Raw genomic sequence first — 16,917 nt, 5'->3', positions numbered from 1 at the left:
TGTGCCTATTACTAGCTGAAATATGTTTGTTCCTTGCAGGCGTGCTATCGATAGCATACCACAACTGTGCAATGCCCGATTATTTAGTCTGGAAGATGAGGAAATGGGGGATGATTGGCAGGAAGAAGGGTTAAAACAGATGCAGTCCTTCACTCATTTATTTAATCCTTTACTTGATCTAGTTTTCTAGCGATCGTTATATTTATGAAACTACTCAAAATTAAGTACGTAAAGCAATTTGATCGCAAGCCCTGGCATTTATTTCTGGGTTCAATCTAAAATCTAAAATCTAAAATCTAAAGTCTAAAATCCGATGACCTCACCAAACGTGCCGCGCAACGCCTACACCGATTCACCCGAACAGCATCCCCACCTAATTCTTGGTAGCCTGCAACTTGTGTTTTGGATTTTCTTTCGTCGTTCGGCTTGGGAAAATCATCTCCAGCGTATTGACCCTACTTTAGACAGCGACTCTAAGATTAAAAGACGTTTAAGATGGCAAAACCCAGATTTCTGGAAGCTACTAATACAAGCATTCCTGGTTTTGCCTGTCCTAGCTAATTCAATTGTTGTTGCTTTGGTACTTTGGCTATTAGGTGCGCCAGTAGAAAAAATTGTGTCGGGCGTGGGGTGGGGCGTGGCGTTGGGCGTGGCGTTGGGCGTGGCCTCGGGCGTCGTGTGGAGCGTGGCGTTGGGCGTGGGATTGGGGGTGGGGTGGGGCGTGGTCTATGGCGTGGCGTTGGGCGTGGCCTCGGGCGCGGGGGGGGGCGTGGCCTCGGGCGTGGTGTTGGGCGTGGCCTCGGGCGTGGTGTTGGGCGTGGCGTTGGGCGTGGCGTTGGGCGTGGCGTTCGAGGTGGGGTCGGGCGTGGTGTTGGGCGTGGGGTCGGGCGTGGTGTGGGGCGTGGTGTGGGGCGTGGTGTTGGGCGTGGCGTCGGGCGTGGCGTCGGGCGTGGCGTCGGGCATGGCGTTGGGCGTGGCGTCGGGCGTGGCGTCGGGCGTGGCGTTGGGCATCGGAATAACTATCAACTTATGGCTGCCAGTCGTACTGTATCCTTTCCTCACGGTATGGAATATTCTACTTTACCAACTAGACAAACGACGCAAAGCCACTAAACCCAGTTTCTTACGTTGGCATTCGGCTTTTTGGGATGAGTGGCAGCGCCTTCCCCTACAAGGCTTAGACGAGTACGTTCTTTTAGTAATGAGGCGGAATCCACAAGAGGGCAAAGCTGCATTCAACTATTTAAGTACGAGTCGTCAGCGTTGGGCTGCACAAGCTGTACAAATTGAACTTGATGCACGGGAATTAGAACGTTGTACGGATGTAGCTGCTATCGGTAACGCCTACCGCAATCTAGCCCTTGGAGAACTGAATAGTCCAGTTAGTTCCCTCCTAAGTAGCTTTAGTCGCATCAGCGAGGATGTAGCAGCAGCCCTCAACCAAAATAGTTCTTACAACCAGCGTTCAGTCCTAACTCCTGCAGAAGAAAGATTAAATGGTTTAATTCGAGAATTGACCCGCAGTGGTGACAAATATACAGTACGTTTTCGCCCTATTGCATATAGTTGGTATGAAATTGTCACCGACTATGTGCGGGAACTAGCAGAAGTAGTCGAACTGCGACAAGAAATCGACAACCCTTATATAATCGGCGTACCCCTGACAGAACAACAGGAAATCTTTGTCAAACCCGTTGACTTAAGTGGAACTTACATCAGTACGCGCATCGAGCAATTACTGCTAGACCGCCGCCGCCCTCCTTTGTTACTCTACGGTCAGCCGCGCATGGGCAAAACATCCCTCCTCAACAACCTGGGACGCTTGCTACCCAGCACTATTATTCCCATGTTTGTAGACTTACAAGGGCCAGTTTCATCAGCGAGTGATTATGGTAGTTTTCTCTCCAATATCGCCCGGAGTATGGCAAAGTCAGCCCAGCGCCAAAGTGCCTTCACTCTCCCATCTCTTGGCGACCAAATACTGGGATATGACCCTTTCACCTGGTTTGATGAATGGCTGGACGAAGTAGAAGAAGCGCTACAACCAAATATTGCCCTGCTTGCCTTCGATGAATTCGAGGCGCTAGATAATGCCATCACAAAAGGACGCTTTGATGAGGAGGATGTTCTGGGAATGTTGCGTCACCTGATTCAACATCGTCCCCGCTTCAAAGTGGTGCTAGCTGGTTCCCATACAATAGAAGAATTTCAGCGTTGGGCTAGCTATTTAATCAATGTCCAAGTCGTTCATATCAGCTACCTGAAACAACCCGAAGCGCGTCAACTAATTGAGCAACCAGTCAAAGATTTTACCCTGCGTTACGAACTCAATGCGGTCGATCGAGTCTTGCAACTCACCCGCTGTCACCCTTTCCTAATACAACTCCTCTGCGCTGAAATTATCGCACTAAAAAACGAGCAAGATCCATATATCCGCCGACTGGCAACTTTAGCCGATGTAGAAGCAGCAATACCAGAAGCTTTAAGTGTTGGCAGTTTCTTTTTTGCCGATATTCAAAGCAATCAAGCAGATGCAGCAGGATTAGCTATTTTGCAGTTTTTGGCCGCACAAGGAGAAGGGGCAATAGTCAGCAGATTAACTATTTTGCAACACTTTCCCGATAAATCCGATGCTCTCAATTTACTTCTGCAACGCGAATTGATTGAGGAAGTTAGTGAGGGCTACCGTTTCCAAGTTGAATTAATTCGCCGCTGGTTTGCATCATCTCTGTCTGTCATGTAGTCTACGGCGAGAGTAAGAAGATATTGCCTGTAGGGACACAACAGTGTTCATTGGTGTCAACTTAACGTTAAACCGATAGTCCTACACGGGTTGAAACCCCTGCCTCAAAGCTAAAGTCCTCTCAAGAGGACTGAAAAGAAAAATTTTTAAACTCATTAGTCCTCTTCAGAGGACTTTAGCTATTAGACAGGGAATTCATTCCCTGGCGGACTACCGGGTGGGCCGGCTGACAGCTTAAGTTGACACCTATGAACACTGTTGTGTCCTTCATAACTTTAACTACTTTAGCTTTAACCCTGCGGCCGCTGAATAATTGTTTCAGCTACCCGCCGCTTGACTTTTGGATCGATACCAATCAGCCGCACGTATTCGCCGCCGTGTTCCGCCAAACAAGTTTCTAAAGATGCAACCACATCTTTTTCCTGTGCACTGTTAATCGTCGCGCAACTTTGCCAAGAACCAGTTTTAAATCGGCGATTATCTGCATATTCCATGCCAATTTTGCAGCCTCTTGCTAACAACTGTTTTACTTGTTCCAATACCTCGGAACTCAGCCCCGCCGCATGACCGTTACCACCTTCAGAACTTGGCTCAACGTAAGCCTTATAATATTTGGATGACGGGTCGTTTAATTGACTTTGCGTTGGCCCACCAGCAGGAGCATTGAGGGTTCCTTGAACGTTGAACAGGCGCGATTGGTTGTATTCATCTACTAAGCGCATTTCCTGAATCCGCTTTTGTTGACCCACCATCAAACTGCCCATTTCTAATAAATGAGCGAGGCTGAAATTCGGGTTATGGAAATCTGGCGCTGCTTCCAAAGTGTTTACCAAACGCTTGGAAACTCGCTCGATTCCTATTTTGTGAATGAATTCGCGGATTTGTTCGTCATAAATGCGCGATCGCAAAGCACTAAAAAAGTCGATCGCCTGATCGGGAAAATTATCAACTAACCCCACAATCTCGGCTTTTGACAATTTGTCCGACTCAAAAATTCCCCCAACAATGCCAATTTTATCATCCCGGCTGGGTTCCCAATAAAACTTTTCCATCCGCCCGTCGCGAATCAGCGGCGCGTACAGCGTAGAAAAATCATTTCCGGTGACAATAATCGGCACTCGATCCAGTGGCGTACTGTCATAACTTCCCGGTAACTGCACGTTAGTTGGATTATCAGCAATATTCATCAGAGTGGCATTGACCATCTGAGTATTGACAGTATATTGAGTAGTGGAATCGAACCTGCCAGCACCAGCATCCAAATCGTTAATAAAGATGGCGCACATCTCGCCGCGCACGCGAATTTGCTCCGCAGCTTCCCGGTAGCGCAAGCGAATTAAACGCGCCGGATCTCCTGCATCCGGGCTTTCTAATTCCCCGCCAGATATCATCACCGGTTCAAAGCCCATCCGCCGAAAAACCAGTTCGGTTTGAAAAGTTTTGCCTTCTCCTTTGCGGCCATGAATTCCCAAAATTAGGGGAACTCTTACTCCGGGCAATTTTAAAAAGTTTTTAGTGATGTGCACCGCAACTTTATCGAGAAAGTTAGGAGAAATGTAATAACTCATCAGTAGATTTGTGAGGGATTAATTGAGTTTACTGTTATGATTTTATGACAAAACTAACAGCCTGCACCGCTAACCTGGATTTTTACCGTACAATCGAGGTCTGCATATTATGTGTTAAGGAGCGATTCGTGAGTCCAGAAACCTTACTAAAAGAACCAAGCCTGCAAGCCGAAGCCAGTCCCTTCAGTTCTGAGAGCTTCGACAGCTATGTAATGACGACTTACGGGCGTTTTGCGATCGCCCTAGAACGGGGCCTCGGCTGCCGCGTTTGGGATACCGAGGGCCGCGAATATCTCGATTTTGTGGCTGGTATTGCTACCTGCACTCTGGGACACGCCCACCCAGCAATGATTGCAGCGGTAACTCAGCAAATTCAGACCCTGCACCACGTTTCTAATCTTTATTACATCCCCGTACAGGGCGAGCTGGCAAAGTGGCTTGTAGACCATTCTTGCGCGGACAGAGCCTTCTTTTGCAACTCCGGCGCTGAAGCTAATGAAGCGGCAATTAAACTCGCCCGCAAGTACGCCCACGAAAAATTAAATATCTCGAATCCCACAATCATTACCGCTGTTGCGAGTTTCCACGGGCGGACTTTGGCGACAATTACGGCAACGGGACAGCCTAAATATCAGAAGGGTTTTAGCCCTTTGGTTCCCGGATTTCACTACGTGCCCTACAACGATATTAGTGCGATCGAAAGTGCGATCGAGCAACTCGACAAAGACCAACGCCAAGTAGCAGCAATTATGCTGGAAGCGCTGCAAGGCGAAGGCGGAGTTCGCCCCGGAGAGCTCGCCTACTTCCAGCGCATTCGGGAAATTTGCGACGAAAAAGGCATTTTGCTAATTCTCGACGAAGTGCAAGTCGGGATGGGACGCAGCGGCAAATACTGGGGCTACGAAAACCTCGGCATTGAACCGGATATCTTTACATCTGCCAAAGGATTGGGCGGCGGTATCCCGATCGGCGCTATGCTGTGCAAATCTTTCTGCGATGTATTTGAACCGGGAAGTCACGCCAGCACTTTCGGCGGCAATCCTTTTGCTTGCGCTGTAGCTTTGTGCGTTTGCCAAACTTTGGAACGGGAAAACCTTCTAGAAAACGTGCAGCAGCGCGGGGAACAGTTGAAAGCAGGCCTCAACAAGTTGGCGGCCGAATATCCGCATTTAATTGCTGAGGTGCGCGGCTGGGGTTTGATTGTCGGGATGGAATTGCAAGCTGACATCGAACTGACATCGGGCGATATCGTCAAATCTGCGATCGCCGCAGGAGTGCTGTTGGTTCCTGCAGGGCCGAAAGTGCTGAGATTTGTCCCGCCGCTGATTGTCACCGCCGCAGAAGTCGATCGAGCTCTGCTGGCAGTGGAGTCAGCCTTGCGCTCTCAAGCGGTACAGTAAAATCTACTGAAAAATCTACTGAGTTGATTTTTGTTAGCTGTAGCGCTGAAACTCGCGCAATATCCTAGATAACTCACTTAGTCGAGGACACACTCTTCCTCAGAAACCGGGTTTCTTTCGAGATTTCTCGTTACTAAACCCCATAGTTTCCCAGAAACCGGGTTTCTTAGCCTAAGTCCGATCGGGGTAAAAGTAAACCCGTCCCGCTGCAAATCTGTCGGGGCGGGTTTGTCAAGTTTAGAACTGTCTGTGAAACCCGCTCCGACAGACACACGGCGCCTTTAAGCGATTGTAGGTGCTACTTTCGCTATCTGCGTGTCTGTTGGGACTTGTGAATCCTGGTTTAACTATTTCGCGCCCTTCCCACTAAACGAAGTACCGCTATAGTGGGAAGGGCGGGTGACGACGATCGCATCTTTGAGCAGTTTTTGGGACAGCTTTCAAGACATACAAGATGCAATCGTCATCACCAAATTTTTCCCTAATGCTGTGCTCGTCAACTGTATATTGTGAGAGAATAGAAGAACCAAGGAGGTGATGTTGAGTGTTACACAGGGCTATCCAAGTTCGTTTGTATCCTACCCAAAAGCAACAAATACAATTAGCTCCCGCTTTGGGTTGTGCGCCTTGGTGCTCGAATTATGGTCTAAATAAATCAATTGAATTTTATAAAAAAACTGGTAAAAAACTTGGCTGCTCCGAACTCAACATACTTTTATCCGATATCAAAAAATTATATAGAAGTGCATGGCTAGGTGAGTGTTACAGCCAAGTTTTGCAAGCTACTACGCTCAATTTAACCACTGCCTACAAAATTATTTTTCATAAACTTGTTGGGTTTCCTAAGTTCAAAATGCCACATAAAAAACAGTCTCTTCAGTATCGTCAAAACGTCAAGATGGTTGAGGATAGTGTCCAAGTTAGTCGCAATAGTGGAATAGCTCAACCCAAAATACCTAGAGTAATTGAGGGTAAAAATAAGAGTGTAATTATTAGTAGGAAAAATTATTCAGGAAAATCTCTGGTATCTATTAGAGTGAATGAAATTGAGTGTGAGAACCCGACAACAAAAGAAGGTAGGATTTATGGCATTGATTTAGGATTGAAACACTTTGCTATTGTCAACGAGGGCGAAAAAAAATATAAAGATGGCAAGGCTAAGCATTTTGCCCAGCACGAGAAGAACTTGAAGCGCCAGCCGCAAAAGTTAAGGCGCCAGCAGACAGGAAATAATTCTCGGTACAAATATAGAAAAGTTGTTGCCAAGCTATACGAACAGTTTAGAAATTCGCGGCAATATTTTCTCCATAAACTTAGTTATAAGTTGGTCAGCGATCGCCTCGCTGTCATAGTAGAAAACTTTCATTTGTGGAACAGGATTCGCAATCAAAATGTGGCGAAAGCAAGATCGGATGAGGTTTTGGAAAGTTTGACCAACTTCTTAGCCTACAAGTTGGAACGCAAAGGCGGGAACTTAGTCGAGATTGATAGAGGGGTTTCCACTTCCAAAGTTTGTTCTAATTGTTTCCATCAAATGGCCGAGATGCCATTAAATATGAGGGAAGGGACTTGTCCTCACTGTGCTACCGATCGCGATCGGGAGCGCGACAAGAAAGCAGCGATAAATATGAAAGCAGAAGGTATCAAAATACTAAAGGCGGAAGGTTCAGTTGTTTCTGCTTTAGGATGCGAGGTAATACCCAAGCTAGGACGAAAGTCTAAGCTAAGGCACTCGCCTATTAGTACAGAAGCCCCTACTATATTCGGTACTGCGATTTAGCGGTGGGTAGTTCACTTGGTTGCACGGAAGCAGCGCTCCTATGGTTAATAGTTTGGCGGAATGCACGATGGACGAACAGCGTCGCAAAACTGATGTTAATATGCTCCAAGCGCTGCTGGAAAATCCTGGCGACTCAGGAATAGATTTGATTTTGAGGACGAACCCAAAGTCGATCGACTTTGAGTTCGTGCAAACGCTTTATTTGGAAGAAGTGGCACTGACGCGAGAAAGCTTGCTGAAAGCTGCAAAATTTTTCCAAAGGGCGATCGCACCCTTAGAATCTGCAAAAGGGAATTATAAATTGCCCGCAACCGGGGCAGCATATCTGGCTTTTTTAGCAGAAGTATTGCAGGCAGTCGCGCGCGGCGCTGATTCGCAGCACCTGTACTCGCTGCTGAGAAACAATTTAGACAAACTAGACCAGAATTTCGCACAACTGCTGCGCCACTGGGCCACTTTGGTGCTCCCTGCTGCCAAAGAATCCGAGACTAGGCGCATTGCAGCGTTAATCGGCAATCTGAGCAACAAAATTGGGCGGTTTCCCCTCGGCAGCAAAGCTCACAACTTGGAAATCGAAATTGCCGGTTACGAAACAGTTGCTAAGGTGTTTACCCGCAAAGACTTTCCCCAAGAATGGGCGGTGATGCAAAACAATCTGGGCAACGCTTATAGCGATCGTCCCAAAGGTGATAAGGCTCAAAATATCGAACAGGCGATCGCTTGCTTTGAAAATGCCCTACAAGTACGCACGCCCGAACAGTACCCGGAACAGTGGGCGACGCTGCAAAACAATCTAGGCAACGCTTACAGCGAGCGTCTCAGGGGAGATCCGGCAGACAATCTAGAACAGGCGATCGCCTGCTATCAAAACGCGCTGCGAGTTCGCACCCGCGAAACTTTCGGGGAAGAGTGGGCGAGCACTCAAAACAATCTCGGCCGTGCTTACAGCCGGCGGCTGCGGGGCAACCGAGCTGAAAATCTGGAACAGGCAGTCGCTTGCTACCAGAATGCTTTGCAAGTCTACAACCGCAAGGTGTTTCCCCGGCGCTGGGCTACAACTCAAAATAATTTGGCAAATGCTTACTGCGAGTTGCTGCGGGGCAACCGAGCTGAAAATCTCGAATACGCGGTTACGTGCTATCAGAGAGCTTTGCAGGTGCGGACTCGGGAAGCTTTTCCGCAGCAGTGGGCGACGACTCAAAGGAATTTGGGTCGGGTGTTTGTCGATCGCATCAAAGGCGATCCGGTGGAAAATTTGGAAATGGCGATCGCCTGCTATCAAAATGCTTTACAAGTCTACACCCGCATTAAATTTCCCGAAGCTTGGGCTTCGATCCAAACTTACCTCGGTAGGATCTACAGTCGGCGGGTGAAAGGGGAAAAAGCCGAAAATATGGAAATGGCGATCGTCTGCTATCAAAATGCTTTGCTGTTTTGCAACCGCCAAAAAACTCCCGAACGCTGGGCGATGCTGTGTGCTTACCTCGGCCGCGCTTTCTGCGAACACGTGAAAGGGGAAAAAAACCGCAACCTCAAAAGCGCGATCGCCTGCTATCAAAATGCGGGCGAAGTCTACACCAGGCAGGCCTATCCCAACCGCTGGGCAATGCTGCAAATTTATCTCGGCAGGGCTTATTCGCAACTGACGGAGGCGGAAAACTTGTCCCACATGGAAAGCGCGATCGGCTGCTATCACAGCGCCTGTCAAGTCTACACTCGCGAAACCTATCCCCACCGCTGGGCTGAAATTTTATTTTATTTGGGTCAAGCTTACCGAGTTCGAGGCGACTTGCTTCGCGCCTACGGGGTTTTTACTGCTGCGGTCGATACTGTTGAATTCTTGCGTTGCGAAGTTGGGGTTGATACAGTCGATTTTGGCGATCGGACGAGTACCGAAAAAGTCAAATTAACCCGCACTTGGGCTGGACTCTATAAATGCCTGGTGCAAGTTTGCTTGGAACTCGGCGCCAGCCAACCTGAATATTACGCTAAGGCTCTGGAATACGCCGAACGCCACAAAAATCGGAATTTGGTAGAACTGCTGGTTAAATGCCACTTGACTCCGAAAGCCGAAATTCCTGCAGCGGTGCGAAGCGAGTTGGAGTCGCTGCGACTGGAAATAGCGGGGGAACAGCGGCACCAAGAACAGGGAGAACCTGAGCCGAACACGACCTTGATTTCTGAGGGCGATAGCCAAGGTTGGAACAGCGGTTCTCTGCTGCCGAACTCGGACTTCATGCACCTAAATCGATTGTGGAAGCAGTTTGATAGGTTGATTGCGCGGGAGGTGCAGGCAAACGATCCTTTCTTCAGCCTAGCTCACAAAGTTGAACCGATCGCTTTCGAGCAAATTCGCCAATTGTTGCCTGATGACAATTGCGCTGCTGTGGTGTGGGCGAGTTTGGGGGAGTTGCTGGTTGCTTTTGTGGTGGTAAAGAGTGCACAATATCCCGCCGTTCACCTGTGTTCCCCGCAAAATGCTTTGGCTGCCGAAACTTGGGCCCAAGAGTACCTCAGCGCTTATTCTGAACAAAAAGGTCGCTGGATCAATCATCTCCCGGCTCGTCTCAAACGCTTGGCTGCGATACTGGAAATAGATCGAGTGGTGGCGCTGATTCCGGAGAATTGCGATCGGCTGATTTTTGTGCCGCACCGATTTTTGCACGCTTTGCCGCTCCACGCTTTGCCTTTGGGGGGGAGAGACGGGTTTGAGGACGGTGGGGGAATTTTTAGGTCTGGGTGGAGCGATCGCAGCGGTTTTGATGTGGAAACCTACAGCCTTTCGGATTTTTCTCAAAGTTCGTCTTTTGGCGACGTTGCAGCGCCTGCTGCTTATTTGATCGATCGATTTGCCGGAGGAATTCGCTATGCTCCTAGCTGTCAGCTATTGCTGTTGAGACAAAGTGCACGCGGAGCAGCTATTGGTCGGTACAGACCCGGTTTGCAGCACCTTTTGGCAATTCCAACTTTCACCAGAGATTCGTTCTACAGCAACATTGAAATCGGCAATATTTCCCAGTATTTTGCCAGTGCAGAAGTGGTGCGCCATAAGCCGGCAATTAAAGAGGCTTTTTCCCAAGAAATCTCTGCTAATAATGGGAATTTGCCCCAGCAAATAGGGCAGTTGCAGCAGAAAAAATGCGCTCATTTTGCTTGTTTGAGTTTGCTTAATTTGGCTTGGCCGCTGAAATCCGCCGTGTTTTTGAGGAATGATTCTCTGAGTTTGGAGGAAATTTTTAATCTGGATTTTAGGCAATATTTTTTAGTTACTTTATCTGGTTGCGAAATTGCCGCTGGCGGAGTTAGCGGTGCTGGAGGAGATTTTGTGGGTTTGTCGGCGGGTTTGTTGTATGCTGGCACCTCTAGTGTGGTTAGCAGTCTTTGGAAGGTGAACGATGTTTCTACGCTGCTGCTGACGAGCAAGTTTTATGAAAATCTGGGACGGTTTTCTCGGTTGCAGGTGGGAGATGTGGCGATCGCGCTGGGGGACGCTCAAAGGTGGCTGCGGGATTTGACTAGCGAGGAATTGGAGGTGTTGCTGGCGGATTTTCAACCTCAAATTTCGCAAATGTTCGATCGGCTTTCTCAAAGTTCTCGCCTGATTGCTGAGGCATCTTTGCAGCAAATTCGCAACCGCAAACCCTATCCTTTTGCCAATCCTTATTATTGGGCGGCTTTTACAGCGGCTGGGGTTTAGCTATTAGTTATTAGTTATTAGTCATTAGTCATTTAAAAACCCGAAACTGACAACTTATTTAAAATTGTCAGTTTCGGGTACAAATTCAACAAATTACAGCAAAAGTTTAGGATTTTTTGCCGAAAACTTGTTCTTTCAAGGCTTGAATTTCTTGACCTAATTGTTGCCGGTTGGACGATCGCAGCAAATAGCGGTAGACAAACCACCCGGTGTATCCGATACCAATTAGCTCGAATGTGGGTGCTAGCAGGGGGATGTCGTTGAGTTCATCTATTATCCCCAAAAGCACTTTCAAAGAGATAATCGAGGCTACAATTACACCGATAACAGTCAGGGGACTTTTGTACTGCTCGTAAAAGCTGCCGATGTAAGCCGGAAACTCGGACAAAATTGAGAGAATTTGTTCTTTGATCTGCTGGGTCTGACTTGGCGGTTCGTCGGTAATTATGACTTGTGTTGTACCCATCGAACTTTCTGCTTCATTTCCGGCAGGAATTTCGGTAATGATAACGGTTGTTTCTGGTTCGTTTGATGAAGTCATTTCTCCACTCGCAATAGTTTTTTGCTGGTTGGCGGCAGGTATTTCAACTGCTGCTGCGACTGTTTCAAGAGCCGGTATTTCGACTGCTGCAACCTCCCCGTCGGTTGGTTCAAGAGCCGACACTTCGCCTGTTTCTGAAGTCGGTATTTCGACTGCTGTAACTTCCACTGCTTGTTCGACAGTCGGCGTTTCGACTGTTTCGAGCGCAACTTTTTCCACTTCTGAAACCTCTGCTGCTGATGGTTCAACAACCGGGGTTTCGACTGTTTCAAGAGTCGGTGTTTCGACTTTTGAAACCTCCACTGCTGACTGTTCTGTAGCAGAACTTTCGGCGACTGTTTCTGCGTGTGGTTGTTCTGGGGTAGGAGTTTCGTCCGCGACACCAACAGCCGGCCCATTCAAGTTGCTAATGGCATCAAGCAAACGGGTTTTAGCCGTTCCTCGCTGGTGAAGGATTACCCAAGATTCTATCAGGTCGGGGCCGTGCATTGCACCTGTCAGAGCGGCTCTGAGCGATCGCATAATTAGCCCTTTGTTAAGATTTTTCTCTTTACTGAGCTTTTTAGTGATTTTCTGAGCTTCCGCTGATGTCAGGGACGAATGACTTTCCATAGCTTCTACAACTGCTTGTAAAGCCTGTGCAGCCCCTTTTTGCTGCAACTGTGCGAGTGCTTCTTCTTCGTATTCCACCGTGGTGGAGAAGAATACCTTACACATATCCACAGCATCGGTTAAGCGAACGAGACTCGGGCCGATTAAAGCAGCTATTTGTTCGAGCCAGGGCCGGTCTGCCTGCAAGTCAAACTCATAACCGCCTTTCTGCCACCAATAAGGTATCAGCAAATCTGTCAATTGCGGCACTGGCATTTTGTGCAGGTATTGACTGTTAAGCCAATTGAGTTTATCCCAATCAAATTTTGCACCGGCTTTGTTGACTCGATAGAATGTAAATAATTCTGCTGCTTCCGAGAGTGTAAATATTTCCTGCGTTGAATCCGGCGGCGTCCAGCCGAGCAAAGTCATGTAATTAACTAAAGCTTCGGGCAGGTAGCCCATATCTTTGAAGTCAGAAATCGAGGTTACGCCGTCGCGTTTAGAAAGCTTTTGCCCTTGGGAGTTTAAAATCAGCGGCGTGTGGGCAAATTCTGGGATTGTCGCGCCCAAAGCTTCGTAGAGCAATATTTGTTTCGGAGTATTGCCGATGTGATCTTCGCCGCGGATGACGTGGGTGATGCCCATGTCGATGTCATCGACAACTACGGCGAGGTTGTAGAGGGGTTGGCCGATAACGCCGCCGCTGGATGCACGGGCAATTACCATATCGCCGCCGAGGTCGCTACCTTTCCAGGTTACGGTGTCGCGTACCATGTCGTTCCACGCGATCGTGCGATCGTCGTCGATGATAAACCGAATCACAGCTTGTCGCCCTTCGCCTTCAAAAGCTGCGCGCTCTTTGCTTGTCAAGTTGCGGTGCCGGTTGTCGTAGCGGGGGGCTTGTTTGTTGGCTTTTTGTGCTTCCCGCATTTCGTCGAGTTCTTCCGACGTGGTGTAGCAGCGGTAGGCGAGTCCATTGTCTAGAAGGGTTTGGACTGCTCGGCGGTATATTTCCAGACGTTGGGACTGAAAACTCGGGCCTTCGTCCCACTCCATACCCAGCCAGGTGAGTCCTTCGAGGATGTTATCGGTGTATTCGCTTTTAGAACGTTCTACGTCTGTGTCTTCTACCCGCAGGATGAATTTTCCGCCTTGGTTGCGGGCAAACAGCCAGTTAAATACGGCGGTTCTGGCGGTACCGATGTGTAGGTTTCCGGTGGGACTGGGCGCTAGACGGACTCTGACATTCATGTAGATTTTTGCTTTTAGATTGGGCGATTTACGGGTTGGGGGAATAGCTGATGTTTAAGACTTCAAATTTTATTATATTTTGTTGCCGAATTAACAGTTGTGCTTGGCAGGTGCTTTGCCTCGAATTGCTTGATAATACGCGCTCCTCTTCGAGGGCTTTCCTTCGGATCGCTGAGCTAACGAGCGATCGGGGGAAAGTCTCCGGCAAGGCACTAGAAGGCATCTTGATGATATTAGCATTGCGGGCGGCCAAGACTGGATTCACCTTTGGGACTATTTTTCACACCACAAATAACTGCTTTAGGAGTACCCAAGGCGCACCTGATAACTATTGATGCTTGTAAAATGTTTGTGTGCGATCGACGACATTAAAATATATTTCCCTATGTCTGCTGCTAAAACTGAGTTTTCCGAATCTGTTGCGCCCTCACCCGAGTCTGTTGCGCCTGCTTGGCAGATTGAGTTGCTGTACGACGGTGAATGTCCTCTGTGCGTGCGGGAGGTTAATTTCTTGAAAAAACGCGACGCGGGGCGAGGTTTAGTGTCGTTTGTGGATATTGCGGATGATGGCTACAACCCGAAGACCCACGGCGGAATCGACTACGAAACGGCGATGGGGCGGATTCACGCGGTGTTACCCGACGGTACGACGGTTAAAAATGTAGAGGTTTTTCGCCGCACCTACGAGATTTTAGGTATGGGCTGGGTTTATGCAGTTACTAAGTTACCAGTGATCGGGGCGATCGCCAACTGGCTGTACGGAATTTGGGCAGACTGGCGGCTGAAGCTGACGGGAAGACCGGATTTAGCAACTATTATGAGCGATCGAACTCAGCGGATCGAGTGCGAAAGTCAAGGCCGCTGCCGACCCCACTCAAAATGAGTCATATTTAGTAAGTTCGATCTGCCTATCAGAAGATGTCAGCAGAAACAGACTGTAACTAACATTAAAGATGGACTACTATTAAAGGTCAAAAAAAATGCAAGATGCAGGCTATACAGTCTTCATGGGCTTCGGTGGTCTCTGGATACTTATGGGAATTGCCGCTGTGATTTTCCTGTTAAAATCGGACGGTCAAAAACTTAGGTTTGGCAAATGGGGATTGCTAGTTGCTATTCCGATTCTCGTGCCCATCGTCCTGGTTCTGACATATCAGATCGCCCGACCCTTTATTTCCTCGCACCTTTGAGGGCTGCTGGGAGTCGAGCGTCCGTGGGAGAAAGGAATTAGTTAAATTAAGTTAAATATTATTGCTGATTTTCGGGCGATCGCAACTGCTCGTTCGCCCATTGACGCAAAGACCGAATTATGGCATTGTCATCTTGAGTTTCTGCCATCTGCAAGAATTGATTGAGCATTGCTACAGAAAGGATGGGAAATGTCGGACTGCGGTCGCAGGTAATATATTCCCGATTTTGCAATTGATAAATTTGTACAGTTTGCGATCGATACCGCCAAACTTCTGGAATTTCTAGCTGTGTGTAAACTACAAATCGATTAGAAGAAGGACTGGTAATATCAACTTCAATTACCAAGTCTGGGGGAGGATCGGTTGAGATGTCAAGCCTTCTCCCTAGAATGCGATCGACATTTTGGATATAAAAACATGAATCTGGTTCTGCACCTTGTTCTAAATCTTCACGGTTGAGAGTCGTCGAACCAAATCCCTTAATCTTGAAGTCCAACTCCTCAGTCAAAGCTGTAACAATCCGTTTGAGCAAACAGTTAATAGTTTCATGCAAGTCGGATGGCATGAGAATTTCTAAGACTCCTTGAGAATATGAAAATCGCGAGGATCTCTTGTCTCCTGCTTCTGCTAATAAGCTTTCGTAAGTCTGCCAACTGATATTAGATAATACTACCCGTTGTGTAGTTTCTTCCGGTGAGGGCTTAATGTTCGTAACGGTCATATTTTCCCGCTCCTTAATCATGTCCTGCTATCTAAATATCACAAGATTCCTAGTCAGGACTTTAGTCCTTTTTTATCCGCAGGAGGACTGAAGTCCTGAGTAAAAACGAACTCAATTTAGAAAGAGATTTATGAAAGGTTTAAACTTTCTATTTACGAGAGAACGGGACAGACGGGGCTCGAACCCGCAACTTCCGCCGTGACAGGGCGGTGCTCTAACCAATTGAACTACTGTCCCTCGTTTTGCCGTTTTTTCAGGCACAATTTCTATTATGCCTATCACTTCACCTTTTGTCAAGAGGTTTTTTGAACTTTTATTTGGAAGCCCAAAATTTGAGTCTCTTGCAGGGGACTGAAGTTGTTGTCGCTCACCAAAATCAGACCTCTGCTACCATCCCCCAGGGCGGGGCCAAATGTCAACCCCTCAATGTTGTCTAGGGGAATTTTCAGGGTTTCCAAATCCAGCAGCAGGCGTTTTTGAGCGGGAGAAACCTCGCTGAGACGGCTTTTGAGGCTTTCGAGTGCTTCAATACGATCGCCCTTTTCCAGAGAAATCTCAAAAATTCTGATAGTTGTGCCGGTTTCCAGGGAGAAAGCACGCTCTAAACTCAGCAAGCGGTTATCGTCGATCGCCAACAAATCCACTAAACCGTTGCTAGTTAATTTTCCCACAGGATTCGCACCAGCGGGTAGCGGTTCGGTGATGTAGAGAAACGATGCTTCTGGATTGCCGCTCACCGCATCGTAGCGCAAAATCCGGCACGGGCTCCCGGTTTCCAGGGAAGCTACGGCGCCATCTTGAACCAAGGCATTTTCTGTGGCTGTAAATAGGTATTTGCGATCGGGCGTTAAAGTTAAACTTTCAAAAGCCAGATTGTTGCGGATGCCTTTAGTGCCTTTGTCATCCGGCAAAAATAGTTCAGGAATTGGCAGCGTTTTCAGGAGTTTACCATCGAGGGAGAACTCTTTGATAAAAGGATTTATTTGGCGATCGACATCTCCCTCAGAAGAAACAAACACGCTATTGCCAGTAAAAACTATCCCTTCGGGATCTAAACTTAATTCAGGAAAACCTTTGCCGTTTTCATCTAATAAAGTAGTGACACCCGTAAAAGTAACTTGCTCTTTTTCCAGTTTACCAGATTGCAAGTTGATTTTGAGAGTATAGAATCGCGCCGGGGCCTTGCTGCTGCGGTCATCAGAAATGGCATAATAAACTTGTTTTTCGGCATCATAAGTAATGCTCGATAGTCCGCCAACTTCCGTCCCCTGAAACGGAGAACCTGTAGGAAATATTGCTCTGCCGATAAAATCTATTTTCGTAACGGCGAAAGATTTGGCTGACTGGTTTACCCAAATAGCAACAGTTGCTGCCATCAAAAAACAGACAATAAATATAGTTGCTTTTCCTAGCTTTCGCATTTTACCAATAA

General features: G+C 47.8%; 10 protein-coding genes, 1 tRNA gene and 1 pseudogene. 6 read left to right on the top strand and 6 right to left on the bottom strand.

Annotated elements, in window-relative coordinates; translation table 11 throughout:
• The first annotated feature begins 313 nt into the window (after nucleotides 1–313).
• Nucleotides 314–2,743: an AAA family ATPase gene (locus QUA71_RS24535; protein ID WP_333289059.1), complete on the top strand. Its 2,430-nt coding sequence runs from the start codon at nucleotides 314–316 to the stop codon at nucleotides 2,741–2,743.
• A 290-nt stretch (nucleotides 2,744–3,033) separates the two neighbouring features.
• Here QUA71_RS24535 and QUA71_RS24530 read toward each other — a convergent pair whose 3' ends face one another.
• The gene (locus QUA71_RS24530) at nucleotides 3,034–4,311 is read right to left on the bottom strand and encodes a ribulose bisphosphate carboxylase small subunit (RefSeq protein WP_333289057.1); all 1,278 of its coding nucleotides are present in this window, start codon (nucleotides 4,309–4,311) and stop codon (nucleotides 3,034–3,036) included.
• 128 nt (nucleotides 4,312–4,439) lie between these two features.
• Between QUA71_RS24530 and QUA71_RS24525 the strand changes: the two genes are divergently transcribed.
• From QUA71_RS24525 to QUA71_RS24515, 3 genes are all read left to right on the top strand, one after another.
• Complete coding sequence (locus tag QUA71_RS24525) at nucleotides 4,440–5,711, top strand: aspartate aminotransferase family protein (RefSeq protein ID WP_333289055.1); 1,272 nt, start codon at nucleotides 4,440–4,442, stop codon at nucleotides 5,709–5,711.
• Nucleotides 5,712–6,255: 544 nt separating this feature from the next.
• Nucleotides 6,256–7,491: a transposase gene (locus QUA71_RS24520; RefSeq protein WP_333289053.1), complete on the top strand. Its 1,236-nt coding sequence runs from the start codon at nucleotides 6,256–6,258 to the stop codon at nucleotides 7,489–7,491.
• A gap of 40 nt (nucleotides 7,492–7,531) precedes the next feature.
• Nucleotides 7,532–11,188, top strand: coding sequence for a CHAT domain-containing tetratricopeptide repeat protein (locus QUA71_RS24515; RefSeq protein WP_333289051.1), 3,657 nt, complete (start codon nucleotides 7,532–7,534; stop codon nucleotides 11,186–11,188).
• Between the two features lie 106 nt (nucleotides 11,189–11,294).
• On the opposite strand, the gene QUA71_RS24510 is transcribed toward QUA71_RS24515, so the two are convergent.
• Nucleotides 11,295–11,654 carry a CAAD domain-containing protein gene (locus tag QUA71_RS24510; RefSeq protein WP_333289060.1) on the bottom strand — a complete coding sequence of 120 codons (360 nt, stop codon included), beginning with the start codon at nucleotides 11,652–11,654 and terminating at the stop codon, nucleotides 11,295–11,297.
• Between the two features lie 477 nt (nucleotides 11,655–12,131).
• Nucleotides 12,132–13,574 (bottom strand): annotated as a pseudogene (gltX, locus tag QUA71_RS24505) (glutamate--tRNA ligase); the annotation flags it as partial.
• 334 nt (nucleotides 13,575–13,908) lie between these two features.
• Here gltX and QUA71_RS24500 point away from each other — a divergent pair.
• Together QUA71_RS24500 and QUA71_RS24495 are read left to right on the top strand one after the other, a co-directional pair.
• Nucleotides 13,909–14,457 (top strand): DUF393 domain-containing protein, encoded by a 549-nt coding sequence (locus QUA71_RS24500; RefSeq protein ID WP_333289049.1) that lies wholly within the window; start codon nucleotides 13,909–13,911, stop codon nucleotides 14,455–14,457.
• 97 nt (nucleotides 14,458–14,554) lie between these two features.
• A complete protein-coding gene (locus QUA71_RS24495; protein WP_190735803.1) occupies nucleotides 14,555–14,764 on the top strand; it encodes a hypothetical protein in 210 nt (69 codons plus the stop codon).
• 58 nt (nucleotides 14,765–14,822) lie between these two features.
• Here the strand turns inward: QUA71_RS24495 and QUA71_RS24490 are convergent, their stop codons facing one another.
• The 3 genes from QUA71_RS24490 to QUA71_RS24480 all read right to left on the bottom strand — a co-directional run bounded on the left by QUA71_RS24490 (nucleotide 14,823) and on the right by QUA71_RS24480 (nucleotide 16,906).
• The gene (locus QUA71_RS24490; protein ID WP_333289047.1) at nucleotides 14,823–15,485 is read right to left on the bottom strand and encodes a Uma2 family endonuclease; all 663 of its coding nucleotides are present in this window, start codon (nucleotides 15,483–15,485) and stop codon (nucleotides 14,823–14,825) included.
• A gap of 163 nt (nucleotides 15,486–15,648) precedes the next feature.
• Nucleotides 15,649–15,722: transfer RNA gene (locus tag QUA71_RS24485), tRNA-Asp, on the bottom strand.
• 56 nt (nucleotides 15,723–15,778) lie between these two features.
• Nucleotides 15,779–16,906: an esterase-like activity of phytase family protein gene (locus tag QUA71_RS24480; RefSeq protein ID WP_333289045.1), complete on the bottom strand. Its 1,128-nt coding sequence runs from the start codon at nucleotides 16,904–16,906 to the stop codon at nucleotides 15,779–15,781.
• Nucleotides 16,907–16,917 lie beyond the last annotated feature (11 nt).

Origin of the sequence: Microcoleus sp. MON1_C5, from assembly GCF_036701875.1 — a bacterium.
GTDB lineage: Bacteria > Cyanobacteriota > Cyanobacteriia > Cyanobacteriales > Microcoleaceae > Microcoleus.
The sequence above is the reverse complement of the archived record's forward strand: the minus strand, read 5'-3'. Positions and strand labels throughout refer to the sequence as shown.

What these genes read in the sequence shown, in the direction of transcription:
- QUA71_RS24535 (WP_333289059.1), top strand. Translation starts at nt 314, where the DNA reads ATGACCTCACCAAACGTGCCGCGCAACGCCTACACCGATTCACCCGAA.
- QUA71_RS24500 (WP_333289049.1), top strand. Translation starts at nt 13,909, where the DNA reads ATGCTTGTAAAATGTTTGTGTGCGATCGACGACATTAAAATATATTTC.
- QUA71_RS24530 (WP_333289057.1), bottom strand. Translation starts at nt 4,311, where the DNA reads ATGAGTTATTACATTTCTCCTAACTTTCTCGATAAAGTTGCGGTGCAC.
- QUA71_RS24510 (WP_333289060.1), bottom strand. Translation starts at nt 11,654, where the DNA reads ATGGGTACAACACAAGTCATAATTACCGACGAACCGCCAAGTCAGACC.
- QUA71_RS24495 (WP_190735803.1), top strand. Translation starts at nt 14,555, where the DNA reads ATGCAAGATGCAGGCTATACAGTCTTCATGGGCTTCGGTGGTCTCTGG.
- QUA71_RS24515 (WP_333289051.1), top strand. Translation starts at nt 7,532, where the DNA reads ATGGTTAATAGTTTGGCGGAATGCACGATGGACGAACAGCGTCGCAAA.
- QUA71_RS24480 (WP_333289045.1), bottom strand. Translation starts at nt 16,906, where the DNA reads ATGCGAAAGCTAGGAAAAGCAACTATATTTATTGTCTGTTTTTTGATG.
- QUA71_RS24490 (WP_333289047.1), bottom strand. Translation starts at nt 15,485, where the DNA reads ATGACCGTTACGAACATTAAGCCCTCACCGGAAGAAACTACACAACGG.